The organism is Bradyrhizobium sp. NP1, from assembly GCF_030378205.1.
Taxonomy (GTDB): domain Bacteria; phylum Pseudomonadota; class Alphaproteobacteria; order Rhizobiales; family Xanthobacteraceae; genus Bradyrhizobium.
This window is the reverse complement of the sequence record NZ_CP127385.1, coordinates 684642-709138: the sequence shown is the minus strand read 5'-3', so window position 1 is coordinate 709138 and position 24497 is coordinate 684642. Positions and strand designations below refer to the sequence as shown.

Here is a 24497-nt window from a genome sequence, read left to right as displayed (position 1 = left end):
GCCCTAACGCCTGGTCCCAAAAATCTTCCGCGCTTCGGAAGGCGACGCGATCTCGCGCCCGGCGCGGCGTGCGCAGGCCGCGATCGCCTCGATGAGCTGGCCGTTCGACGTCACCTTGGTGCCGTCGGCAAGATAGAACGCATCCTCGAGCCCGGTGCGCAAATGGCCGCCGAGCTCGGCGCAGCGCTGGTGCAGCGGCCAGATCTCGCCGCGGCCAATCGCGGTGACCTGCCAATGCGCGTCCTTCTCCTTCAGCTTCAGAAGGATCGGCAGCAGCTCGGGATCGGCCGGCATGCCGGAGGCAACGCCCATCACGAAATTGTATTCGAGCGGCCCGCCATACATGCCGGTCTGCCGGTACATGTTGACGCAGCGCACGATGCCGACGTCGAAGCATTCGAATTCGGGAATGGTGTCGACGGCATTCATGACATCGAGATAGTCCTTCACCTTGCCGACCGGGTTGTCGAACAGCATCGGCGGCCACGCCCAGGTGTTGTCGGCCTTGACCTTGAGATAATTCAGCGAGCCGGCGTTGCAGGCCGCGATCTCGGGTTTCGTCTCGCGGATGCAGGCGAGCGCGCCGGCATAATCCGGACCCGACACGCCCGAGGTGTGATTGATGATCACGCCGGGGCAGGCTTCGCGGATCGCCTGCTGGATGTCGCGGGAGACCGAAACCTCCCAGGACGGCAGATGACCCTTGTTCGGCGCCTGCTGGCGCAGATGGATGTGCATGATGCTGGCGCCGGCGTCAAAGGCGGCCTTCGCCTCGCGCGCCATCTGTTCCGGCGTCACCGGCACATGATGCTGCTTCGGATCGGTCAGGACGCCGTTCAGTGCGCAGGTGATGACGGCCTTGTCGCCCATGGATCATTCTCGCGGAAGAGGCTCCGCGGGATCATGCGGGAGGCCGTCACGACGCTTCTTGCGTCCATGCGCTATCGGGTTGGGCCGGCTGTCGACCGCGATAGATCGCGAGGTCGCGCGACCCGGAAAAGATCGCGCGCGGCTTCAGGCCGTAGAAGCGGCGGATCGAATGGCTGAAATGCGTGGAATCGGGATAGCCGATGTCCTGCGCGAGATGCGCGAGGTTGAGGTCCTGGTTGGCGAAATGCAGGAGATGACGCGCCCGCTTCCAGGCCCGGAAAGCGCGGAACGAGATTCCGGTCTCCTGCTTGAACAGATGCAGGAAGCGCGAGGCGGAGAGCCCCGCCTCCGTCGCGCAGGCCTCTGCGGTCGCCGGCTCGCCGGAGAACCGCATGATCTGCGCGATCGCGCGCGCCACGCGCGGGTCGAGCGCGCGCTGCGGCAGCGGCTCGCCAAGGCACATCCCGTCGAGCTCGGCGCTGGTGATGCCCTCGCGGGGCTGCTCCAGGAAGCGCGCATAGGCCGCGCGAATGCGGCGCGCGAAAAGCTCGCCCTGCTCGGCGAGACGCCGCGCGAGCGCCTCGAACGCGCCATCCGGCACGCTTTCCGGCTCGATCATGAAGCAGATCACCGAGCGATAGTCGCTGGTGATGGTGTGACGCACATTCGGCTGCACGACGACGAGTTCACCTGAAGTCTCGCGGCCGTCCTCGGCGACGTGATGGAAGGCCCCCTCGATCGCGACATAGACATGAAACGCACCGGAGCAGCGTTGCCGCGGCCGACCAAGCAGCCCGACATAGAAGACGCGCTCCGGGGTGATCAGCATCAGATGACCGGAACCATTCGTTCTGTTGCTCATGGTCGTCCCTCCTCGGCGCGGCTCTGCGGCCGCTGCGCGAAGGGAAGCATAGCGCAAATCCCGATCGGTCTATACCTCTCATCGCCTCGCAACGAGAAGGTCAGCGCTCCCGCCACGGTTTCACGTTCTGCTCGGCGCCTGCGCGGCGTTCGGCCGCAACCGCCCGCACAAAACCGTCGCGCGCCTGCAGGCGGCCCCAATAGGCCGCGACATTTGGGCCGAAATCACTGGAAAGGCCGATATTTTCCGCGAGACGCAATGCGTAGCCGATCACGATGTCGGCAGCGGTGAAGCGGCCGGCGCACAGCGTCTCGGCATTGGCGATGGCCGTTTCCACCGCGCGCAGCCGGCCCTGGAACCATTTGGCGTAGTCGGCAGCGACCTGCGGATTGCGGCGTTCCTCGGGCTCGAGCTGGGCGTAGCGCAGCACCAGCGTCTGCGGAAAGGTCAGTGTCGCATCCGAAAAATACATCCAGTTCAGGAAGGTGCCATAGGCGGGCTCATCGAGGCCGACGATCAGCGGCGTCGGACCATGCCGGGTGCCGAGATAATGGCAGATGCCCGACGACTCCGTCATGCGGGTCTCGCCGTCGATCATGTAGGGGATGGTGCCGAGCGGGTTGATGGCGAGATAATCCTTGGCGAACACCCGCGGCGGAAACGGCAGCATTTTGAGCTCGTAGGCGAGCCCCATCTCCTCCAGCATCCAGAGCGGACGAAACGAGCGCGCCGCATGGCAATGGTAAAGCGTGATCATGGTTGCGCTCCTGTTGCTGCGCCCACACAGGGCAGGCGGCCATCTGTCTGCACCATAGCCCGGTGCGAAGCCGAGGTCACAAGCCCATCTGCCTTGAGGCCAGATCCTTCATGATCTCCTCGGTGCCGCCGCCGATCGCATTGACCTTGACCTCGCGGTAGATGCGCTCGACCTTGACGCCGCGCATGAAGCCGGCGCCGCCAAAGATCTGCACCGCTTCCGAGGCGCAGAACGCCATCGTCTGCGTCGCCTGGTTCTTCATCATGCAGATTTCCGCAACCGGGCTTTCGCCCTGCTCCAGCCGCCAGGCCAGCATTTCCAGCATCGCCTGCGACGCCGCCACGCGCTGCGCCATGTCGACCAGCTTGTGGCGGATCACCTGGTGCTGCGCGATCGGCTTGCCAAAGGTCTTGCGTTCCTTCGCATAGGCGATCGCTTCTTCGAGGCAGACGCGGGCATAGGCGGTGCAGCTCGCCGCCATGCCGATGCGCTCGCTGTTGAAGTTCTGCATGATCAGCCTGAAGCCGTGCCCCTCCTCGCCGATCAGGTTTTCGGCCGGCACGCGGCAGTCGTCGAAATGCAGCGTTGCCGTATCCGAGGCCCACCAGCCCATCTTCTTCAGCTTGGTGCGTGACAGGCCCGGGGTGTCCCCCTCGATCAGGAGCAGGCTGACGCCGCCGGCGCCTTGGCCGCCGGTCCGCACCGCGACCGTGATATAGTCGGCGCGCATGCCTGAGGTGATGAAGGTCTTCTCGCCCGAGACGACATAGTGGTCGCCGTCGCGGCGGGCGCGGGTGCGCAGGTTCGCAACATCAGAGCCGCCGCCGGGCTCGGTGATCGCGAGCGCGGAGATCTTCCGGCCGGAGAGCACCTGCGGCAGCACCCGCGCCTTGATCTCAGGCCGGGCCGCGCGCGCGATCGGCGGCGAGCCGATGGTGTGGCTCATCAGGCTGGCATTGACCCCTCCCGCACCGGCGCGGGCCAGTTCCTGGGAAGCTACGATCTTCATGAACTGGTCGGCGGGCGTGCCGCCATATTCCTCGGGAAAGCCGAGGCCCAGCAAGCCGATTCCGGCGGCCTTTTCGTAGAGCGCGCGCGGGAATTCGCCGGCCTCGTCCCATTGATGGGCAAAGGGCTCGATCTCCCGCTCCACGAAACGGCGCACCACCTCGCGATAGGCCTCGTGCTCGGCGGTATAAAACGGGCTGTTCATGGGCTCGGCTCTCATTGTGCTATGCCGCACAGGATGAAGCGAACCGGCAGGCCCCACTTGCGTCCAGTCGCTGGAATCAGGGCATACACTGTGACGCTTTCCCAGCCAGCCGCCCGCCAGCCACTCAACGCAAGACAACCTTAGCACATGCACAAAACTCGTGCTGGCTCTAGTGTGGCTTGGGATTTGACGTTCCTATGAGGGATTCGCCGCAGCACTGATAGGAACGTCGAATCCGCCACACCAGGGACTTCGGCATGCTGCGCAAAGCGACAGGCGGCGACAGACCGCCGATCACGGAGGAAATCGTGACCGTCCGCCATTACGACTGGATTGCGCATCACGCCCGGCGCACGCCGGACAAGATCGCCGCGATCGATCTCGCGAGCGAACGCCGTTTCAGCTACGCCGAGTTCGATGCGCGGATCGCACGGCTTGCCACGCATTTGCGCGACTGGCTCAAGGTCGGGCGCGGCGACCGCGTCGCGGTGCTGGCGCTGAACACGACCGACACGCTGGAGGTGCAGTTCGCCTGTGGCAGGCTGGGCGCGGTGTTCGTGCCGCTCAACACCCGTCTCACCGTACCCGAGCTGCAGTTCATCGTCGGCGACGCCGCGCCGAAGGTGATGATCCATGACGCCGATCTGGCCGACACTGCGCTGGCAGTAGCAAAGCTCTGCAAGACCGAGAGCGTGCTGCTGTTCGGCGAAGGCTATTCCTACGAGGCCGCCATCGCGGCGGCGACGCCGCTGGAGCGGATCGAGCCCGTCACGCTCGATGACATCTCGACCATCATGTACACCTCGGGCACCACCGGCCAGCCGAAGGGTGCGATCATCACCCACGGCATGACGTTCTGGAACTGCGTCAATCTCGGCGGCCCGGCCTATATCTCGCCCTCGTCCGTACAGCTCACCGTGCTGCCGCTGTTCCACACCGGCGGGCTCAATTGCTACACCAACCCGGTGCTGCACGCCGGCGGCACCGTGCTGATCATGCGCGTGTTCGATCCCGGCGTCGCGTTGCGGCTGATCAGCGATCCGGCGTGGGGCCTCAACGCGTTCTTCGGCGTGCCCGCGATCTACCAGTTCATCGCGCAGCATCCGGATTTCGAGAGGGCCGACTTCAGCCGCCTGATCGTCGGCGGCGCGCCGATGCCGGTGCCGCTGCTCAAAGTGTGGGAAGCCCGCGGCGTGGCGCTGCAGCAGGGCTATGGCATGACCGAAACCTCGCCTGCGGTGATGGTGCTCGACCGCGAGGACGCCGCGCGCAAGGCAGGCTCGGCCGGCAAGCCGGTGCTGCACACCGAAATACGCATCGTCCGCCCCGACGGCAGCGATGCCGGTGTGGGAGAACTCGGCGAGCTCTGGGTGAAGGGGCCGAACATCACGCCCGGCTACTGGAACCGGCCGGACGCCAACCAGTCATCCTTCACCGACGGCTGGCTGCACACGGGCGACGCCACGCGCGTCGACGAGGAAGGTTTCTATTACATCGTCGACCGCTGGAAGGACATGTACATCTCCGGCGGCGAGAACGTCTATCCGGCCGAGGTGGAGAACGTGCTGCACCAGCTCACCGCGATCGCGGAGGCCGCCGTGATCGGCATCCCGGATCCGCAATGGGGCGAGGTCGGCATGGCGATCGTCGCGATCAGACCCGGGCAATCCATCACCGAAGCCGACATCGCGGCGCACTGCGCGGCTAATCTCGCGCGCTTCAAATGCCCGCGGGTGATCCGCTTCATCGACGTGCTGCCGCGCAACGCCACCGGCAAGATCCACAAGCCGACCCTGCGCAAGACCTTCTCGGTTGCCTCCGCGGCCGATCTCGCCCAGGCCAATGAACAGGCCAAAGCCTCCTGACTGCCACTCCATCCATCACAACAAAAAGGGTCCTTTGATGAATAACAAGAAACTCACCTTGCTCGCCGCTGCCGCCTTCACCTTGGCGGCAACCCAGGGCGCGCTCGCGCAAAAGAAATACGACACCGGCGCGTCCGACACCGAGATCAAGATCGGCAATGTCGAAGCCTATAGCGGGCCTGCGTCCGCCTATGGCGTGATCGGCAAGACCGAGGAAGCCTATTTCAAGATGGTCAACGACGCCGGCGGCGTGAACGGGCGCAAGATCAACTTCATCTCCTATGACGACGGGTACTCGCCGCCGAAGACGGTGGAACAGGTGCGCAAGTTGATCGAGAGCGACGAGGTGCTCCTGGTGTTCAATGCGCTGGGCACGCCGACCCAGACCGCGGTGCAGAAGTATCACAACGCCAAGAAGGTGCCGCAGCTGTTCCTGGCCACCGGCGCCAGCAAGTGGAACGACCCGAAGGAGTTCCCCTGGACCATGGGCTTCCAGCCCAGCTACCGCGTCGAGGCGCGGATCTTCGCAAAATACATTCTCAAGGAGAAGCCGAACGCCAAGGTCGCGGTGTTCTATGCCAATGACGATTTCGGCAAGGACTACGTTGCCGGCCTCAAGGACATCTTCGGTGCCAAAGCCTCCAGCCTGATCGTCGCGGAGGAAAGCTACGAGACCACCGAGCCCTCGATCGATTCCCATATCGTCAAGCTGAAGGGCACCGGCGCCGACGTCTTCGTCAACATCTCGACGCCGAAATTCGCAGCCCAGGCCATCAAGAAGATGGCGGAGCTGGAATGGAAGCCGATGCATGTGATGACCGACGTTTCCATTTCCATTGGCTCGGTGATGAAGCCCGCCGGGCTGGACGCCTCCGAAGGCGTGCTGTCGGCCGGCTACCTGAAGGACGCCTCCGATCCGCAGTGGAAGGACGACGAGGGCATGAAGAAGTTCATGGCCTTCGCCGAGAAATACATGCCGGGCGCCAACGTCTCCGACAGCAACCTGGTCTATGGCTATGCCGCGGCGCAGACCATGGTGCAGGTGCTGAAGCAGTGCGCCGATGACCTGACGCGCGAGAACGTGATGAAGCAGGCGGCCAGCCTGAAGGACTTCGCGCCCGACACCCTGATCCCCGGCATCAAGGTCAACACCAGCGCCACCGACTTCGCCCCGATCGAGCAGCTCAAGATGATGCAGTTCAAAGGCGGCAAGTGGGAGCTGTTCGGCGACATCATCAGCGCCGAGACGGGCGGCTAGGCCCGGCGTCATTCCGGGATGCGCCGCAAGGCGCAGACCCGGAATCTAGAGATGAGGGATCGAGATTTCGGGTGCGCGCTGGCGCGCGTCCCGGAATGACGGACTGAACTACCCCTGCAGGAACATCGCAAAGGGCTCGTCGGTGGTGCGACGCAGGTGCTCGCGATATACGGCGAAATTGGCATCGGTGGACGAGACACGCCCCACGCTGGGCTGCGGGATGTTCTTGATCGGCAGGAACGCGATCGGGGCCGCGATCGGCGTCAGCAGCGAGCCGCGCCCGGCGAGCAGCGTGGTGATGATGCCATACATCTCGCCCGCGATGGTCGGGCGCGACACCGTGATCAGGCGGTGCTGGCCATGCCGGTTGGTGACGAGATAGATGAAGCCCGACTGGTTGGGCACCGCGACCTCGCCCCATTGCGTGTAGGCGGCGTCCTGCCGTTCTCCCTCGCGGAAAACCAGCGACGACGCCGCCGGGTCCCAGGCGATCTCGGTGCGGTAGGCATAGATCGCCTCCCTGTCGCCGAATGACGGGCGCAGCGTCAGGTAGACGCCTTCGAGCCAGGACACCGCACGACGCGAATAGGCGCCGAGACTGTCCGGCGCGACATCGCCATTGACGGCGACCGCGGCCGCCGGCGCGGCATCCAGCGCCTTGCGCAAGGAGATGCCGAGCGCCTGCTCGAGCCGCACCATGGTCGCAAGCGTGAAGGGGCGGCGGCCACCCAGCACCTTTTCCAGGGTCGAAAGGCTGAGCTTGGCCTGCTCGGCCAGCGTCTGCCGCGACACGCGGCGGCGGGCGAGCTCCTCACGGATGGTCTCGGCGATCTGCCGGCTCTGCTCGTCGGAAAGCTGCTTGTCCGGCGCGGACATGGTCACCCCTGCAAATTGGGCACCAGTCTAACAGACCGCACAATCCAGCACAAAACCGCACAAAGCCGCATCCACCGCGGCGTGGCCCAGCGGCACGCGGCCAAACAAGGCTGATCAATCCGCTCGCGCCATTCGGGGCGTTTCCGCACAGTTCCGGCCATTCCAGCGCCGTCAGGAGCAAGATGCGATGACCACCCCAGATGAATTCGAGATCGAAAACCCCACGATCCTGTCACGGATCGTGACCCTGCTGCTGTTTCTGGTCGTGCAGGGCGTCGCCGTCGGCATCGTCAGCTTCGCGGCGCTGTTCCTGAGCTTCGAGCCGGTCTGGTCGGCGGAAACCGCGCATCCCGCGGTGCTGAAGCTGGTCAAGCCGGCTGATGCCCGCTCCGGCTCGCTGCTGTTCAAGACCGGTGACGGTTATGCGGAGGCGATCCGGCTCGGCATCGACGTCGACCTCACCGTGGCCGGGCCGACGGTGCGCGCCCGCGTCACGCAGCTGTTCCGCAACCCGACACAGGACTTTGTCGAGGCCACCTATGTCTATCCGCTGCCCGAAGGCGGCGCGGTCGATACGCTGAAGATGGTGGTCGGCGAGCGTGTCATCGTCGGCGACATCAGGGAGCGGCAGCAGGCACGCGTGGCTTACGAGGAAGCCAAGCGGAACGGGCAGCGGGCCGCGCTCACCGAGCAGGAGCGGCCGAACATCTTCACCAATTCGGTCGCCAATATCGGCCCCGGCGAGACCGTGCTGGTGCAGATCGAATATCAGGAGCCGGTGCACCAGTCCGGCGGCGAGTTCTCGCTGCGCGTGCCGATGGTGGTCGGCCCGCGCTACAATCCGGCGCCGATCGTGCAAAGCGTCGATTTGCGCGCCGATGGCGGCGGCTGGGGCGCGATCAAGTCCGATCCCGTGCCCGACCGCGATCGCATCGCCCCGCCAGTGCTCGACCCCGCGCAGAACCAGCCGGTCAATCCGACCGCAATCACCGTTCATCTGAACGCCGGCTTCCCGCTCGGCGAGGTGAAGAGCCATCATCATCAGGTCAGAATCGAAAACCCTGACGAGGCGACGCGCCTGATCCGGCTCGCCGACGGCGTGGTGCCGGCCGATCGCGACTTCGAGCTGGCCTGGAAGCCTCTGGCGGAGACCGCGCCCTCCGTCGGCCTGTTCCGCGAGCATGTCGGCGACGCCGATTATCTGCTCGCCTTCGTCACGCCGCCTGCGGTCGACGAGGCCCAGCGCAAGCAGCTCGCCCGCGAGGTGATCTTCGTGATCGACAATTCCGGCTCGATGGGTGGCACCTCGATCGTACAGGCCAAGGCGAGCCTCCTTTACGCGCTCGGCCGTCTGCAGCCGACCGACCGCTTCAACGTGATCCGCTTCGACCACAGCATGGACGTGCTGTTTCCGACACCGGTCTCGGCGGATGCCAGTCACCTCGCCAGCGCGACCGCCTTCGTCAGCGCGCTGCAGGCCGCCGGCGGCACCGAGATGATCCCGCCGATGCGCGCCGCGCTGACGGACCGCGACAGCGACGCCGGCACCGTGCGGCAGGTCGTGTTCCTCACCGACGGCGCCATCGGCAACGAGCAGCAATTGTTCGAGACCATCACGGCGATGCGTGGCCGCTCCCGCGTGTTCATGGTCGGGATCGGCTCGGCGCCGAACACCTATCTGATGACGCGTGCCGCCGAGCTCGGCCGCGGCGCCTTCACCCATATCGGCTCGGTCGAGCAGGTCGAGGAACGCATGCGCGGCCTGTTCGAAAAGCTGGAAAATCCCGCCGTGACCGGCCTGTCCGCCAAGTTCACCGCGGCGACTGCCGACATCACCCCGAGCGTGATGCCCGACATCTATCGCGGCGAGCCGCTGGTGCTGGCCGCAAGGCTCGACAAGCTCGCGGGCTCCGTCGAGATCAAGGGCAAGCTCGGCGACCGGCCGTGGAGCGTGACGCTGCCGCTTGCCAACGCCGCCGAAGGCAAGGGCCTGTCAAAGCTGTGGGCGCGGCGCAAGATCAGCGACGCCGAAGTCGCGCGCACCACGCGGCAGATGGCGCCCGAAGAAGCCGACAAGGCGATCCTGGCGCTCGCGCTGGAGCATCAGCTCGTGACGAGGCTGACGAGCCTCGTCGCAATCGACAAGACGCCAAGCCGCCCCGACGGCGCGCCGTTGAAGCTTGCCGAGCTGCCGCTCAACCTGCCCGCCGGCTGGGACTTCGCAAAGGTGTTCGGCGAACGACAGCCGCTGCCCGCGCCGCCGACCGAGCGCCGTGCCCAGCGTCCGGACGGCGATGCGCACCTGCTGCCGGTCGCGCTGAAGCGGCCGGTCGCGACACCGGCGCCGATCACGATCACGCTGCCGAAAACCGCAACCGATGCAGAATTGAAGATGATCGCGGGCGCAATCCTGCTCGCGCTCGGCCTGATCCTCTTCGTGTTCAACCGTCGTCAACTCTCCCCAGGTTGACGCGGATGAAGGGAGGAGACGCCCCCATCTCCTCCCTCACAAAGCGCGCGCGGCCATCGCCCCCCAAGTGCCGCGCGCGCGATCGTTCCTTCACCGTCCTTCCGTGATGGTCCGAAGGACCAGACCACAGCTGCGCAATTGCGCAGCATTGTTCGATACCGACACAATGCCCGGGAATGACGAAGTCATCGAGAACCACAATGCCCCGTTTGGCTCTCCCTCTTCTCCTCAGCCTCATCGGCCTCATCCTGTTCGGCCAGGGCGCCTATATCCATGCCAAGGCGCTGCTCGCGCAGGTGCTGCTCGAACACGCCTTCGAAGAGACGATTGCGACCGGCCATCCGACCAAGCCGTGGTCGTGGGCCGACACCTGGCCGGTGGCGCGGATCGAGGTCAAGCGGATCGGCGCCAGCGCGATCGTGCTTGCGGGCTCGAGCGGCCAGGCGCTCGCCTTCGGCCCCGGCCATGTCGAGGGAACGGCGGATGCCGGCGAACGCGGCATCGCCGTCTATTCCGCGCATCGTGACACGCATTTCCGTTTCCTGAAGGACGTCGCGATCGGCGACGAGATCGACGTCACGCGCAGCGACGGCAGGACGTTCCGTTACCGCGCGGATGCGGCATCGGTCGTGCGTTTCGACAAATCCGGCATCGATCCGGCCGGCGGCGGCCATGAGCTGATCCTGTCCACCTGCTGGCCGTTCGACGCGCTGACCTCGGGCCCGGAGCGCTATCTGCTGCACGCGACCCTGATCGGAGCGACGGCTGCTCGAACTTGAACCAACATTACCCATACCGGAGATCTCACATTGTTGCGGGTTCCAGGAATCTTGAGGGCTGCGCTGATCGTCGCAATCATTGCTATCATGACCGCGGCCGGCGGCCTGTGGGTCTACGCCGGTCCACGTGGATTTGGCGTCCTGGTCAAGCATGGCGGGACATATTGGATCAGCGTCAAGAACGATGACGCACGCATCTCGCCGTCGATGCGGCTGGCGCTGCAAGGCGCTCCGCCCGTCAGACCCGGACGCTTCGAATGGCGGCAGATCGCTCCCGGCTTCGAGACGGCCGAGCTTCCGGTTCTCGCTGAGAGCGGTGAGGTCGACCGCATCCTGCTGGCGCGTATCGACCCGGCCAGCTTCCGATTCGAGGTGCGTAATGCCCCGGCAAAGAACAAGACCCTCGATCAGTGGATGACATCGCTTGGCGCCGCCCTCGTCATCAACGGAAGCTACTACTCGCGCCAGGGCACGCCCGATACGCCGCTGGTGAGCAACGGGACGCGGCTCGGACCCGAGAAATATGACGCCAAGGCGGGGGCTTTCGTCGCATCGGCGAACTCGGTCGGCATCCGCGATCTGGCGGACGAAGACTGGCGCTCCGCGCTTTCCGGCGCCGACAACGCGATGGTGTCGTATCCGCTTCTCGTCTCCAAAAATCCGGAGCGGCATCCCGTTCCGAAGAGCCGCTGGCTCGCCAACCGCAGCTTTGTCGGCCAGGACAAGTCGGGATGGATCGTGCTGGGGACCACGACCGACGCGTTCTTTTCGCTGAGCCGCCTCGCCGAGTTCTTGCGCGACGCGCCGCTCGACCTGACCTCGGCGCTCAACCTCGACGGCGGGCCGGTGGCTTGTCAGGGAATCTCGCTCAATGGCTTTGAGCGACGAGCATCCGGCCAATGGGAACTGCAGGCCGACGACAACGGGGCCAAGTTGCTCACCTGGCCGTACGGCACCATGGCGAGGATGCCGATCGTTCTCGCTGTCTTTCCCAGATAACGATGCACCGTCGTCGTGACGAAAGGATCGTCGCGGCAAATCGCGGCCCTGCACTTTCATTCCCTGCGCTTTGCCCTTACATTCCAGGCACTCGATGGCCACGAAGCCGGCCCAAACAGTGCGCACGATCATGGATTCGCAGGTTCACTACCTCCCGCTGACGCCGGGACTGTTCTCCCTCCTCGTCTTCGTCTTCATCGGGCTGATCATCCTGATCCAGCTCCGCATTTTGCGCTACGCCTACATGAAGCTGGGCGTCGGGCCTGGCGCGGCACTGCTGCTGCTGTTCGGCTCGCTGATCGGCAGCTACTTCAACATTCCAATCACCGTCCTGCCGGACAAGCAGGTGATGTCCGGCGAGGTCGTTGATTTCTTCGGCATGCGCTACGTGGTGCCGCTGGTGACGGCATGGCCCGGCACCGTGCTTGCCGTCAATGTCGGCGGCGCCGTGATCCCGACACTGATGTCGACTTATCTGGTGCTGCGCTACGAGCTTTGGCTGAAGGCCGCGATCGCGATCGTGGTGGTCGCCGCGATCATCCATGCCATGGCGACGCCGGTGCGGGGCGTCGGCATCGCGGTCCCCGTGCTCGCGCCGGTCGTGGTGACCGCCATTCTCGCCTTCATCCTGTCGCGCGAATATGCCGCGCCGCTCGCCTATATCGGCGGCTCGATGGGAACACTTGTCGGCGCCGATCTCCTCAATCTCGACAAGATCGGCGGCCTCGGTGCGCCCGTCGCCTCGATCGGCGGCGCCGGCACGTTCGACGGCATTTTCCTGACCGGCATCCTCGCGGTGCTGCTCGCCGGCATCGCTTCGCCGGCGCGTCCGGGTTTGCGGGCATAGACGCTCCGCGAAAGCCGTCGGTTGCCAGGCGCAGCCAACTGCTCATAATGGAAAAGTCGCGGGACGCGCATCGTCGCGATATGCCGCGGCGCGGAAAGAACAAACACAAAGAACAAGCAAAGAAACAAACCAGAGTGAGGATGCGTCCATGGAAGCCCAAGTCAGCGAAGCCTGTGCCGTCGCTGCGTCTGCTTCACCGGCCAAATGGTCGCCGCCATCGGACGCGAGCCGCACCATCAAGGGCGTTCACGCGATGCTGCATCCGCGCAACATCGTGCTGGTCGGCGCCACCGACAAGCCGGGCAACTATGCCGAGCGGATCTGGAACAACCTGATCAAGTACAAATATGCCGGCGGGCTCTATCCGATCAACGCCAGGCGCGACACGGTGTGGGGCGTGCCCTGCTACAAGGATTTTGCCAGCCTGCCGGAACAGCCCGACCACGTGCTGGTGCTGGTGCCGGCGCGCTTTGCGGCGCAGGTGATCCGCGACGCGGCCGCGGCGGGCGCGCGCTCGGCGACCATCGTGACGTCGGGTTTCTCCGAATTGCAGGATGAGGAAAGCCTGAGGCTCGCGGCCGAGCTGCAAGCCGCGATACACGAAACCGGACTCGCGGTCACCGGTCCGAACTGCCTCGGCAACTTAAGCGCCGGCGAAAATCTCTTCACCAATATCGACGATCGCATCGTCACCATGGAAGCGGGCGCGGTCGCCATCGCCGGCCAGTCCGGCGCGATCGTGATGGCGATCCGCCAGGCGCTGGAGGATCGTGGCGTCGGCGTCGGCTACATGGTGACGACAGGCAACGAGGCCGGGCTCGAGACCACCGACCTGATGACCTATTTCGCCGCCGATCCGAGCATCCGCGTGATCGTGCTCTATCTCGAAGGCGTGCGCGACACCAAGGCGTTCCGCGACGCCTGCAAGGCCGCTCGCGCCGCCGGCAAGCCGATCATCGCGCTCAAGCTCGGCGCCTCCGAAGGCGGCCGCGCCGCCGCCATGGCGCATACCGGCGCGCTTGCGGGATCGATCGAAACCTTCGATGCGATCTCGACGCGCGAGGGCGTGATCCGGGTGCGCGGCCTCGACGAGCTGATCGAGACCACCGAATGCTTCGTGCATGCCACGCTGCCCAAGGGCAACCGGCTCGCTGCCGTCACACTGTCCGGCGGCAAGCGCGGGCTTCTGATCGACGCCTTCTATTCCGCCGGGCTGAACTTCGCGCCGCTGAGCCGCCATGCGAGCGAGCAGCTCGCCAAAATGCTCGGGCCCGGCTCGATCGTCGGCAATCCGCTTGATGCGGGCTTCGCCGCCGTCGTCGATCCCTCCGTCTACATGAAGTCGATCCAGATCATGATCGACGATCCCGATACCGATATCGTCATCATCGACGCTGAATTGCCGAAGGCGCCGCACGAGCTGCGCGAGCGCAACCTGCGCATCGTCAACGAGATGGCCGGCAAGGCGGCCAAGCCCGTGATCTACATCAGCGCGATGTCGATCGGCTTTACCGAATTCACCAAGAGCCTGCGCAAGTCGCTGCCTCACATCGCCGTGCTGCAGGGCATGGACCGTGCGGTGGGCGCCATCAAGTCGCTGATCGACTATGCGGCGCTGCCCAAGGAAGTGCCCGACATCGTCTCGAGCTCGAAACCTTCCGCGCGCGCCGTGCTGGAAAGGGCGCTGAGGTCGGCGAACGGCGCCGCACTGGACGAGATCGCCTCCAAGAAGCTCTTGAAAGCCTACGGCATCCCGATCTCGAAGGAGGCGATCGCGCAGACGGCGGCGGAAGCTGTCAGGATCGCGAAGCAAATCGGCTTTCCCGTCGTCGCCAAGGTGGTCAGCGCCGAGATCCTGCACAAATCCGACATCGGCGGTGTGATGCTGAACCTCACCACCCCCGCTGACGTGAAGAAGGCGTTCGAGACGATCACCGCGCGGGTAAAGAAGCTGAAGGGCAAGCCGAAGCTCGACGGCATCCTGATCGCGCAGCAGGTCAAGGCCGATCTCGAGCTCGTGGTCGGCGCCTCCTTCGACGCCGAGATGGGGCCGGTGGTGCTGTTCGGCACCGGCGGCGTCGATATCGAGCTGATGAAGGATGTTGCGCTGGCCGGCGCGCCGCTCGATGCGGCAGAAGCCAGGAAGCTGATCGGCCGCACCAAGGCCGGCGTGAAGATCGGAGGCTATCGCGGCAAGCCGCCGCTGCATGAGGCGTCCGCGGTCAAGGCGCTGGTCGGCCTTTCCAACCTGATCGCGGATGCCGGCAACCGCATCGCTTCCATCGACGTCAACCCGTTCCTGATCAATGCCAAAACCGGTGTCGCCGTCGACGCGCTGATCGTGCTCAACAATACGGCCGCCCGCCATGCAGCCGGGCACTAGTGTGGCGGTTCAGAAGTCCGCATCATTTTGGCCCACGCATTCTTCATGCGGACTTCTGAACCAAAGCCACACTAGAATCATATGGTTGCTAGTGTCCTTCGAATCCGAAGTTCGCAAAGTGCCCGCCGCAAGACCGTGCGAACATCGGATTCGGGACACTAGCCTTTCGCTTAAAGCGCTTTCGCCGTACAATCGCGCGCCTCGCGCGGCCGGATTCACTGCCGCGTCGTCGCGATGCCGGGGATGACTTAAGGATCAGGATGCGCGCCAGCAATGTGATGATCGGAACCACGACGCTCGCGGCGATCGCCGTGGTTTTCGTCGGCTGGCTGACGATCCAGAAGATCCGCGGCACCCAGCAGCACAGCCCCTTGCGCATCGTGTTCGAGGGTGGCTCGGCGCTGGGCCTGCGCAAGGGTGGCGCCGTCAATTTCGACGGCATCCAGGCCGGCGAAATCCGGTCGATCAAGCTGGAGAGCCCAAAGAGGGTCGTCGCCGAGGTGATGCTGGACAATGCCGCGCCGCTCCGCAAGGACACGGTGGCCGGCATCGAGTTCCAGGGGCTGACCGGGGTCGCCGCGATCTCGCTGGTGGGCGGCGCGCCGGCGGCCCCGCCGGTGCCGCTCGATAAGGACGGCGTGCCGGTGCTGAACGCCAACCTGCAGGATGTCGAATCGATCCGCGACTCCCTGCACAATGTCGACCGCATCCTGGTCAACAACGGCACCCTGATCCGCGACGCCATGCTTTCCTTCGAGAGCTACACGGCTTCGCTGAAGAGCAAGGGCGAGGCGATCGACAGCATCTTCGCCAAGGCCGACGACGCCTTTGCCGGCATCGACCGCGTCTTCAACCGGATCGACGACGTGCTGCCGGGCATGGCCGACGGCCGGGGTGAGGAATTGTTCGAGAAGGTGAAGACGATCCGCGAGCTCGCCGACAGCTTCAACAAGCGCTCGGGCGTGTTGATGGAGGAGAGCCGGCGCACCCTGCTCGACGTCAGCCAGGCCGCCAACCAGATGGCCGCCAAGCTCGGCGCGCCGGGCGAAGCAGCATCCGCGCCGCCGCGGCGGCAGAAGCGGCAGTGACCGGCCTCACCCGTAGACGAACGCCTTGTCGTTGAGGTCGATCGCGGGGAATTCGTCCTTCTCCGCCCAATAGTCCTGGGTGTGCTGCCACTCGGCCTTGTCGCCGCGCCTAGGCAGGCGGTGCATCTCGCGCATAAGATAATTCGGATTGAAATTGTCCGGATCGATCCAGGACAGCAGTGGCATGTTGTGGTCTTCCGGTCGCAGCGCGACCTCGACGCGGCCGGCGCCGGTCTGCTTCATGTGGGCGAGCAGGCGGCAGACGAATTCGGCGACCAGGTCGGTGCGCAGCGTCCAGCTTGCGCGGAAATAGCCGAACACCCAGGCCATGTTCGGAATCCCCGTGAACATCATGCCGCGATAGGTCACGGTGTCGGCGAAATCGAGCGGCTTGCCGTCGATCACGAAATCGATGTCGCCGAGCACATTGAGATTGAAGCCGGTGGCGGTGACGATGATGTCGGCGTCGAGCTGCTTGCCTGACTTCAGCAGGATTCCGCCGCTCGTGAAGCGCTCGATCTCGTCGGTGACGACGGAGGCCCTGCCGCTCTTGATGGCACGAAACAGGTCGGCGTCCGGCACGAAGGCGATGCGCTGGCGCCACGGGCGGTAGCTCGGCGTGAAATGTGTGTCGATGTCATAGTCGGCGCCCAGCTCCGCGCGGATCGCGCCGAGCAGCTCCTGCTTGACCTTCTCCGGCTCGGCGAAGCAGCGGCGCGTGAACGTGTCCTGCTCGAACAGGATCTTGCGCCGCACGATCTCGTGGATCCATTCCTCGTTGACCTGAAGCTGGCGCAACTGCTCGGCGAGCTCGATCGCATTGCGGCCGGTCCTGAAATAGGTCGGCGAGCGCTGCAGCATCACGACCTCGGCGCAGTCGTCGGCGATGTTCGGGATCAGCGTCGCCGCCGTCGCGCCGGAGCCGATCACCACGACCTTCTTGTCCTTCAGGACGAGATCGTCGGGCCAGGTCTGCGGATGGACGATGCGGCCGGCAAAATCCTTCATGCCCGGCCATTCCGGCGTATAGCCCTCCGTGTGGCGGTAATAGCCCTGGCACATCCAGAAGAAATTGGCGGTGAGGATCACCGTCTCCCCGGTGTCGAGCCGGGTCGCCTCGATGGTCCACCGATTGCTCTCGCTCGACCAGCGCGCGGATACAATGCGGTGGTGATAGCGGATGTGCCTGGCGAGGTCGTTCTCCTCGATCACCTCGCCCATATAGGCGAGGATCTCGGCCGCAGTCGCGATCGGCGGACCGGTCCAGGGCTTGAAGCTGTAGCCGAAGGTATGCAGGTCGCTGTCGGAGCGGATGCCGGGATAGCGGTGGGTCACCCAGGTGCCGCCAAAGCTTTCCTGCGTCTCCAGGATGACGAAGCGTATATCGGGAAGCTGTTTCGTCAGATGATAGGCGCTGCCGATGCCCGAAATGCCGGCGCCGACGATCAGGACGTCGAAATGTTCCGATGTCGTCGGGGTGGAAGCGTTGCGGACGGTGACGTTCATGGCGGCCTTCTGGCGATCCGAAAAGCGCGATCACCGTCGCGCGTTCGATTCCTGTTTGAAACATGATCCGCTCGGGAAAACGCTGGCACTCGTTCGGATCGTGCGCGACCATTAATTCACCCGCAGGCGGCGCGAAGGTCAACCCTCACCAATGCCCGCTTGCCGAAGTTCGTGATACATCGCTGCGATCTCTTGCACGAACCTCGGAAAGCAAAGGACACTGGCAAACCCATGATTCCAGTGCCGCTTTCGATCTGAAGTTCCCAGGAGACGATCGCAGCGCCAGGGAGGAGCCTCACGATGACCATCATCATTACCGCCTTTGAACGGTCACCCGATGGCGGCAAGGGGCTGGCGCGCGATACGCGCGTTCGCTGGGCGCTTGAAGAAGTCGGCCAACCCTACGAGGTTCGCCTCGTTTCGTTCCGCGCGATGAAGGAGCCCGCGCACCTGGCGCTTCATCCTTTCGGCCAGATTCCGACCTACGAGGAAGGCGATCTCGCCCTGTTCGAGACAGGAGCGATCGTATTTCATATCGCCGAGGGTCATGCGGGCCTGCTGCCCGACGACGCCAATGCCCGGGCGCGCGCGGTCACATGGATGTTTGCCGCGCTCAACACCGTGGAGCCGGCGATCCTTGAACTCGCAACCGCCAGGCTTCTGGAGGGCGACAAGCCCTGGAGCAAGGAGCGCCTGCCCTTGGTCATGGATCGCGTCCGCGACCGGTTGAAGCAACTTTCCGCTCGCCTTGGCAGTGCCGACTGGCTCGATGGTGGGTTCAGCGCGGGCGACCTGATGATGGTGTCGGTGCTGCTCAGGTTGAAATCTTCGGGCATTCTGGACGAATATCCGAATCTGGCCGCCTATGTCGCCCGCGGCGAAGCGCGGCCCGCTTACAAGCGGGCTTTCGACGCTCAATTGGCGCTTTACAGCGGCAAGGCACCGACCGGCTGATTGAGGTCCGTCCGGGACGGAAGTCGCCATCCGAGTTTTTCGTTCGTAAGAGATCTCGCTGCGACATGATGCTGATGTCAGCACCGGACACTGGACCACCTACAGCGCAAGGCCCCACTGCCGCGCGATCTTGACAATCCAGTCGCGGTAGAGCGTGAGCGGCGTGACGCCGGTCATCCCGCCGCAGCCGCTTGCGCCGTTCGGGCCGGTCGACCAGCTCACGACACCGATGATGACAGCGCCCGACGGCTGTTCCTCGAACACCGGCGCCCCGGAATCGCCGGTGCAGGCGCCTAACCCCTCGCGCGTTCCCTGGCCTGCGGGATCAACCAGACGGATCTGCAATGTTCCTGGCTTGCCAGTCGCAACGAGGGGTGCGGAGCGGACAATCCCGCCGCTCTTGCCGTCGCCACGCACGGTGACCCCGATGCCGGCGATGGTGAATTTTCCGCCCGACGCAATGGGCAGCTGCGGCACGCCGAGCTCGGCGCTCTTCTCCTTTGCCGGCACCTTCAGCGCGAGCAGCGCGACGTCGGCGGTGGCGCGATGGGCGAGCATGGTCTGCATGCTGAAGCCGGGATGGATGGCGACGCTTTTGACGTCGCGCAATTGCGGCTGCCGGTTGGCGTCATATTCCACGATCTTGTAGTCGGCGCCGGGCTGCACGCAATGCGCGACAGTCAGCACCAGGGTCGGCGCGATCAAGGCGCCCGAGCAGAAATTGCCGCGCGAGCCGACGATGGTGACGACCGAGCCGCCGATCCCGTCGGTCGCGGCCGGCGCGCCGCCGACGATGGCGTGGGCAGGACCGGCAGACAGCACCGCGAATGCGGCAAGACAGGCAAGCGACCGTTTCATCGCGGCAAGAGATAGCGGGTTGCGGCAGCCGCGCCAAGCCAAAGCGGCGGGCTGGCTCGTGACATCGCAGCGTGCTAGCGATTTCTTCGGTCGCACAGGTTTGGCAGAGGGCAAGATGATCGAGGCGGTGATCTGGGATTTTGGCGGCGTGCTGACGACCTCGCCGTTCGAGGCGTTCGCGCGCTTCGAGGCCGAACGCGGGCTGCCCGCCGACATCATCCGTCGCACCAACGCCGCCAACCACCTCGAAAATGCCTGGGCGAAGTTCGAGCGCGCCGAGGTCGATATCGAGGCCTTCGACAAATTGTTTGCCGTGGAGTCGCTCGCGCTCGGCGCGGAGGTGCGTGGCCGGGACGTCTTGCCGCTCTTGCAGGGCGACCTGCGGCCGGAGATGGTCGAGGCGCTGAAGCGGGTGAAAGCGAGCTTCAAGACCGGCTGCATCACCAACAATTTGCCGGCCAATGCGATCGGCAGCACGAGCGGTCGCTCGCTCTATGTCGCTGACGTGATGGCGCTGTTCGACCACGTCATCGAATCCGCCAAGATCGGGTTGCGCAAGCCCGATCCGCGCATCTACCGGATGATGACGGATGCGTTACAGGTCGATCCGGGAGCCTGCGTCTACCTCGACGATCTCGGCGTCAATTTGAAGCCCGCGCGCGAGATGGGCATGACCACGATCAAGGTGACGAGCGCCGCACAGGCCCTTGCGGAGCTCGAAGCCGCGACCGGGCTCGCGCTCCGATAGCTGCGCGCCGCCCGCCCTTCACCCCTACGGCTAAGCCAAAAGTAGCACGCATACGTCACCGCCTGCGGATGCACGCGCCGCATTTGCGCGGGGCCCCCTGTTGCGCATACAATCCCCGCTAATCAACTAACCAGATGGAGGAAAACGCGTGAGCATTCGGTTCGGGGCTGTTCTGTTGGCGGCAAGCTGTGCCCTTCTGGCCTTGCCGGCGCGCGCGGCGGACTGGAAGCCGGCCCGTCCCATCAATCTGATCGTGCCGTGGGCGGCGGGCGGCTCGACCGACCAGATCACCCGGCTGGTGGCCGGCGAGATGGAGAAGTCGCTCGGCCAGACCATCGTGATCGTCAACCAGCCCGGCGCATCGGGGTCGATCGGAACCCGCAGCGCGCTCGAAGCGGCCAAGGACGGCTACACCTGGACGGCGGGCGCCGCGCAGGATCTCGGCGCCTACCAGACGCTGGGCTCGCTCGACACCTCGATCAAGGATTGGCACCTGTTTCTCTCGATCGCCAATGTGCAGGTGATCGGCGTCAATGCGCGCGCGCCCTATCAAAACGCCAAGGAGCTGCTCGACGCCATGAAGGCGCAGCCCGGCAAGATTTCGGTCGCGACCGCCGGCGTCACCTCGGCCGGCCACAATGCGATGGAGCTGATCGCGAAGGTCACCGGCGTGAAATACCGCCATGTCACCTATGACGGCGGCAACCCGGCCGTCGTCGCCACGGTTTCCGGCGAAGCCGAGGTCACCACCCAGCTTGCGGTCGAGCAGGCCGACATGATCCGCGGCAAGCGCTTGAGGCCGCTCGCCACCGTCAGCGACAAGCCGCTGGAGCTGGAAGGCTATGGCAAGATTCCGCCGCTGTCGGACACGATTCCCGGCTTCACCGCGCCGACCAATTATTTCGGCATCTTCATTCCGAAGGGCGTGCCGGACGAGGTGATCGCCACGGTCGAGAAGGTCTGGAAGGAGAACATCGCCAACAACGAGGCGGTGAAGAAGTACGCAACCTCGCGCGGCGCGCTGTTCGCGCCGTCATCCGGCGAGGCGGCGCAAAAGGCCGTGTTCCCCGCCGTGCAGGCCAACGCCTGGCTGCTGTTCGACAGCGGCAAGGCCAAGGTTTCGCCCGACACGGTCGGTATTGCAAAACCCTGATCATGACCACGGCTAGCGAACCATCCACCTTTGACGGCCGCCTCCACCCTGCTGGTGATGCCGATGTCTTCGCCTGAACAGGTTCGGCCCGCTTCAAACCCGGGCGAGGAGGATCTCGTCACCCTGCGTGACGATTTCCTCTCCGCGCTCGGCTGGATGGCGCTCGGGATCGCGATCCTGATCGGCTCGGTGACGATGGACCGGCTCGCGAACCAGGACATCAATCCCTACACCATCCCCGGCCTGTTGCCGGGCCTGCTCGGCATCGCCATGACGATCCTCGGCGCGCTGCTGGCGGCGCGAAGCTGGCGCGCCCATCTGTTTGCCGCAAGCGGTCCGCCTGCCAATCGCGCCGAGCAGAAGCGCATCGTGCTGGTGCTTGCGCTTTGCCTCGCCTTCGGCGTCGGTCTCGTCGGGCATGGGCTGCCGTTCTGGCTCGCCTCGGCCATCTTCGTCGCCGCCGCCATTCTCTCGCTGCAATATCAGCAGCGCCGCGCCTCCGGCGAACGCCTGACGTTGCGCCGGATCGCCACCGCCATCGCGATCGGCCTCGGTGCCGGTTTCGCTGTCACCATCGTGTTCCAGGACATCTTCCTGGTTCGCCTGCCCTAACGGTTTTTGGATACGCCATGCTGTCGGGTCTTTCCGAATTCGGTCAAGCCTATCTCAGCATCCTGAATCCCTATTCGCTGGCCTATGGGCTCGGCGGGGCGCTGCTCGGCATCATCGTCGGCTGCCTGCCGGGACTGTCGGCGACGCTCTGCATCGCGCTGCTCACGACCATGACCATCAAGATGGCGCCGAACGACGCCATCCTGATCCTGATCTGCTCCTATGTCGGCACGCTCTATGGCGGTTCGCGCACCGCGATCCTGCTCAATATCCCCGGCACCGCGGCGAACGCCGCATCCTGCGCCGACGGTCACGCGCTGGCGCTGCGCGGCGAGGCCGGCCGCGCCATCGGGATTGCGACCTCGGGTGCCTTCAGCGGCACGCTGTTCGGCGTCTTGTGCCTTGCCGCCTTCACGCCGCTGCTTGCGGAGGTTTCGCTGTCGTTCGGCGCCTACGAATTCTTCTGGCTTGCGCTGCTGGGCGTCGCGATGTCCGGCAGCATCGTCGGCAACGATCCCCTGAAGGGCTGGCTGATGGGCACGCTCGGCCTGTTCGTGGCGCAGATCGGCCAGGAAGGGCTTTACGCCTTCGACCGCTTCACCTTCGGCTGGAATCAGCTCTCCGGCGGCATCGCGCTGATCCCGGCGCTGGTCGGGGCCTTCGGCTTCGCCGAGGTCCTGACCACGCTCGCCGATCCCGTCGAGCGCAAAATGGTCGAGATGCGCGATTCCGTGCTGCCACGGTTCCGCGAGGTTTTTCAATACTGGCGCACCGTGCTGCGCTCGGGCGTGATCGGCGTGCTGACCGGCCTGATGCCGGGCGTCGGCGAGGACGCCGGCGCCTGGATGTCCTATGCCGCCGCCAAGACCGTGAGCAAGGAGCGCGATCAGTTCGGCAAGGGATCGATCGACGGGCTGATGGCGGCGGAGACCGGCGATATGTCCTCGGTGCCCGGCCACATCATTCCGGCGCTGGCGCTCGGCATTCCCGGCTCGGCGCCATCGGCCGTGCTGATGGCTGCGATGATCATCCACGGCATCCAGCCGGGCCCGATGCTGATGATCGAGCATCCGCAGTTCATCTATGACGTGGTGGCGATGACCTCGCTTGCGACCGTCAGCATCCTGGTGTTCGGCCTGTTCCTGATCCGGCCCCTGCTGCTGGTGCTCAAGATCAGGCGCACCGTGCTGATGCCGATCATCTTCCTGCTCTGCACGGTCGGCGCGTTCGCCAGCGCCTCGCGCCTGTTCGACATCTACTGCATGATGGCGATCGGCATCGGCGCGTTCTTCCTGCGCCGGCGCGGCTACCAGATGGCGCCGTTCGTGCTGGGGCTCGTGCTCGGCGGGCTGCTCGACAAGAGCCTGCGCCGCGGGCTGGTGCTCTCCGACGGCAGCCTGGTGCCGTTCTTCACCCGCCCGATCAGCATCGCGTTCGCCACCGTGACCATCCTGATCCTGCTGCTCTATATCCCGGCGTTCAAGGCGTTCGTCACCAATATCACCGGCGCCGTCAGCCGGCAGATCCAGCGCCTGACCTCGCGGACGGCGTGAGCGGAGTTTTCCCGATGCGGATCGCGCTGTGCAACGAGGTGATCGCCGACATGCCGCTGGAGCGGCAATGCGACTACGCCGCCAGCCTCGGCTATGACGGGCTGGAGGTCGCGCCGTTCACCCTGAGCGACACGCCGGAGCGGATCACGTCCGTGCAGGCTGCGAAAATCCGCACCACCATCGAAAGCTTCGGGCTTGCCGTCACCGGGCTGCACTGGCTGCTGGTCAAGCCCGAAGGGCTGTCGCTGACCGATCCCGACGCAAGCGTCCGCGCCCGCACGATCGAGGTGATGACCCGCCTCACCGGCCTGTGCGCGGAACTGGGCGGCCACGTGCTCGTGCACGGCTCGCCGAAGCAGCGGCAGATCGCGGCCGGCGAGACGCATGCCACCGCACTCGGCCGCCTGCGGGACGCGCTGGCGCAGATCGCGCTCGTCGCGGCGCGCACCGGCGTCACCTACTGCATCGAGCCGCTGTCGAAGCGCGAGACGGAGCTGGTGAACACGGTCGCGGAAGGCGCCGAACTGGTGCGCTCGATCGATCATCCGAACCTGCGCACCATGATCGATTGCAGCGCCGCCGGCCTCGCCGAAAGCGAATCCGTCGCCGCGCTGATCGACCGCTGGCTGCCGACCGGCCTCGTCGCACATATCCAGGTCAACGACCCGAACCGGCGCGGTCCGGGCCAGGGCGAGATGCAGTTCGCTCCCATCCTCGCTGCGCTGAAGCGCAACCGCTATGCCGGGACGATCGCTGTCGAGCCGTTCGACTATGTGCCCGACGGCGCCGGTGTGGCCGCCTTCTCCGTCGGCTATCTGCGCGGCCTGCTCGACGCCTCGGCCTGAT

General features: G+C 65.2%; 21 protein-coding genes. 14 read left to right on the top strand and 7 right to left on the bottom strand.

The genetic code is table 11. The annotated features are described in order from the left end of the window. Positions 1 to 3 precede the first annotated feature (3 nt). The 4 genes from QOU61_RS03325 to QOU61_RS03310 all read right to left on the bottom strand — a co-directional run bounded on the left by QOU61_RS03325 (position 4) and on the right by QOU61_RS03310 (position 3702). Positions 4 to 870 carry a beta-keto acid cleavage family enzyme gene (locus tag QOU61_RS03325; protein WP_289656718.1) on the bottom strand — a complete coding sequence of 289 codons (867 nt, stop codon included), beginning with the start codon at positions 868 to 870 and terminating at the stop codon, positions 4 to 6. Between the two features lie 46 nt (positions 871 to 916). After that, positions 917 to 1732 carry an AraC family transcriptional regulator gene (locus tag QOU61_RS03320; RefSeq protein WP_289656717.1) on the bottom strand — a complete coding sequence of 272 codons (816 nt, stop codon included), beginning with the start codon at positions 1730 to 1732 and terminating at the stop codon, positions 917 to 919. 100 nt (positions 1733 to 1832) lie between these two features. Continuing rightward, entirely contained in the window at positions 1833 to 2489 is a 657-nt protein-coding gene (locus tag QOU61_RS03315; protein ID WP_289656716.1) for a glutathione S-transferase family protein, read from the bottom strand. Between the two features lie 76 nt (positions 2490 to 2565). After that, a complete protein-coding gene (locus tag QOU61_RS03310) occupies positions 2566 to 3702 on the bottom strand; it encodes an acyl-CoA dehydrogenase family protein (protein WP_289656715.1) in 1137 nt (378 codons plus the stop codon). A gap of 308 nt (positions 3703 to 4010) precedes the next feature. On the opposite strand from QOU61_RS03310, the gene QOU61_RS03305 reads away from it, so the two are divergent. After that, positions 4011 to 5567, top strand: coding sequence for an acyl-CoA synthetase (locus tag QOU61_RS03305; protein WP_289662218.1), 1557 nt, complete (start codon positions 4011 to 4013; stop codon positions 5565 to 5567). A gap of 37 nt (positions 5568 to 5604) precedes the next feature. Beyond that, on the top strand, positions 5605 to 6825 hold the full coding sequence (locus QOU61_RS03300; RefSeq protein WP_289656714.1) for an ABC transporter substrate-binding protein: 1221 nt from the start codon (positions 5605 to 5607) through the stop codon (positions 6823 to 6825). 108 nt (positions 6826 to 6933) lie between these two features. Here QOU61_RS03300 and QOU61_RS03295 read toward each other — a convergent pair whose 3' ends face one another. Then, positions 6934 to 7701, bottom strand: coding sequence for a helix-turn-helix domain-containing protein (locus QOU61_RS03295; protein ID WP_289656713.1), 768 nt, complete (start codon positions 7699 to 7701; stop codon positions 6934 to 6936). 187 nt (positions 7702 to 7888) lie between these two features. On the opposite strand from QOU61_RS03295, the gene QOU61_RS03290 reads away from it, so the two are divergent. The 6 genes from QOU61_RS03290 to QOU61_RS03265 all read left to right on the top strand — a co-directional run bounded on the left by QOU61_RS03290 (position 7889) and on the right by QOU61_RS03265 (position 16267). Continuing rightward, positions 7889 to 10171: a marine proteobacterial sortase target protein gene (locus QOU61_RS03290; protein WP_289656712.1), complete on the top strand. Its 2283-nt coding sequence runs from the start codon at positions 7889 to 7891 to the stop codon at positions 10169 to 10171. Between the two features lie 200 nt (positions 10172 to 10371). Next, on the top strand, positions 10372 to 10950 hold the full coding sequence (locus QOU61_RS03285; protein WP_289656711.1) for a class GN sortase: 579 nt from the start codon (positions 10372 to 10374) through the stop codon (positions 10948 to 10950). Between the two features lie 87 nt (positions 10951 to 11037). Continuing rightward, on the top strand, positions 11038 to 11949 hold the full coding sequence (locus QOU61_RS03280; protein WP_289656710.1) for a phosphodiester glycosidase family protein: 912 nt from the start codon (positions 11038 to 11040) through the stop codon (positions 11947 to 11949). A 130-nt stretch (positions 11950 to 12079) separates the two neighbouring features. Further along, on the top strand, positions 12080 to 12796 hold the full coding sequence (locus tag QOU61_RS03275) for a DUF1614 domain-containing protein (protein ID WP_289656709.1): 717 nt from the start codon (positions 12080 to 12082) through the stop codon (positions 12794 to 12796). A 148-nt stretch (positions 12797 to 12944) separates the two neighbouring features. Then, the gene (locus QOU61_RS03270) at positions 12945 to 15179 is read left to right on the top strand and encodes an acetate--CoA ligase family protein (protein ID WP_289656708.1); all 2235 of its coding nucleotides are present in this window, start codon (positions 12945 to 12947) and stop codon (positions 15177 to 15179) included. Between the two features lie 260 nt (positions 15180 to 15439). Further along, positions 15440 to 16267: an MlaD family protein gene (locus tag QOU61_RS03265; RefSeq protein WP_289656707.1), complete on the top strand. Its 828-nt coding sequence runs from the start codon at positions 15440 to 15442 to the stop codon at positions 16265 to 16267. A 6-nt stretch (positions 16268 to 16273) separates the two neighbouring features. Here the strand turns inward: QOU61_RS03265 and QOU61_RS03260 are convergent, their stop codons facing one another. After that, positions 16274 to 17773, bottom strand: a complete 1500-nt coding sequence (locus QOU61_RS03260) for a flavin-containing monooxygenase (RefSeq protein ID WP_289656706.1) — start codon at positions 17771 to 17773, stop codon at positions 16274 to 16276. A 300-nt stretch (positions 17774 to 18073) separates the two neighbouring features. Between QOU61_RS03260 and QOU61_RS03255 the strand changes: the two genes are divergently transcribed. Next, positions 18074 to 18727 carry a glutathione S-transferase family protein gene (locus tag QOU61_RS03255; protein WP_289656705.1) on the top strand — a complete coding sequence of 218 codons (654 nt, stop codon included), beginning with the start codon at positions 18074 to 18076 and terminating at the stop codon, positions 18725 to 18727. Between the two features lie 99 nt (positions 18728 to 18826). Here the strand turns inward: QOU61_RS03255 and QOU61_RS03250 are convergent, their stop codons facing one another. Next, positions 18827 to 19585, bottom strand: coding sequence for a S1 family peptidase (locus QOU61_RS03250; RefSeq protein WP_289656704.1), 759 nt, complete (start codon positions 19583 to 19585; stop codon positions 18827 to 18829). 115 nt (positions 19586 to 19700) lie between these two features. Here QOU61_RS03250 and QOU61_RS03245 point away from each other — a divergent pair, with 115 nt between their 5' ends. The 5 genes from QOU61_RS03245 to QOU61_RS03225 all read left to right on the top strand — a co-directional run bounded on the left by QOU61_RS03245 (position 19701) and on the right by QOU61_RS03225 (position 24496). Continuing rightward, positions 19701 to 20333, top strand: a complete 633-nt coding sequence (locus tag QOU61_RS03245; RefSeq protein ID WP_289656703.1) for an HAD-IA family hydrolase — start codon at positions 19701 to 19703, stop codon at positions 20331 to 20333. A 148-nt stretch (positions 20334 to 20481) separates the two neighbouring features. Then, positions 20482 to 21486: a Bug family tripartite tricarboxylate transporter substrate binding protein gene (locus tag QOU61_RS03240; RefSeq protein WP_289656702.1), complete on the top strand. Its 1005-nt coding sequence runs from the start codon at positions 20482 to 20484 to the stop codon at positions 21484 to 21486. A 63-nt stretch (positions 21487 to 21549) separates the two neighbouring features. Beyond that, entirely contained in the window at positions 21550 to 22098 is a 549-nt protein-coding gene (locus tag QOU61_RS03235) for a tripartite tricarboxylate transporter TctB family protein (RefSeq protein ID WP_289656701.1), read from the top strand. 17 nt (positions 22099 to 22115) lie between these two features. Then, positions 22116 to 23651, top strand: coding sequence for a tripartite tricarboxylate transporter permease (locus QOU61_RS03230; RefSeq protein ID WP_289656700.1), 1536 nt, complete (start codon positions 22116 to 22118; stop codon positions 23649 to 23651). Positions 23652 to 23665: 14 nt separating this feature from the next. Then, complete coding sequence (locus QOU61_RS03225; RefSeq protein WP_289656699.1) at positions 23666 to 24496, top strand: sugar phosphate isomerase/epimerase family protein; 831 nt, start codon at positions 23666 to 23668, stop codon at positions 24494 to 24496. Position 24497: the final 1 nt, after the last annotated feature.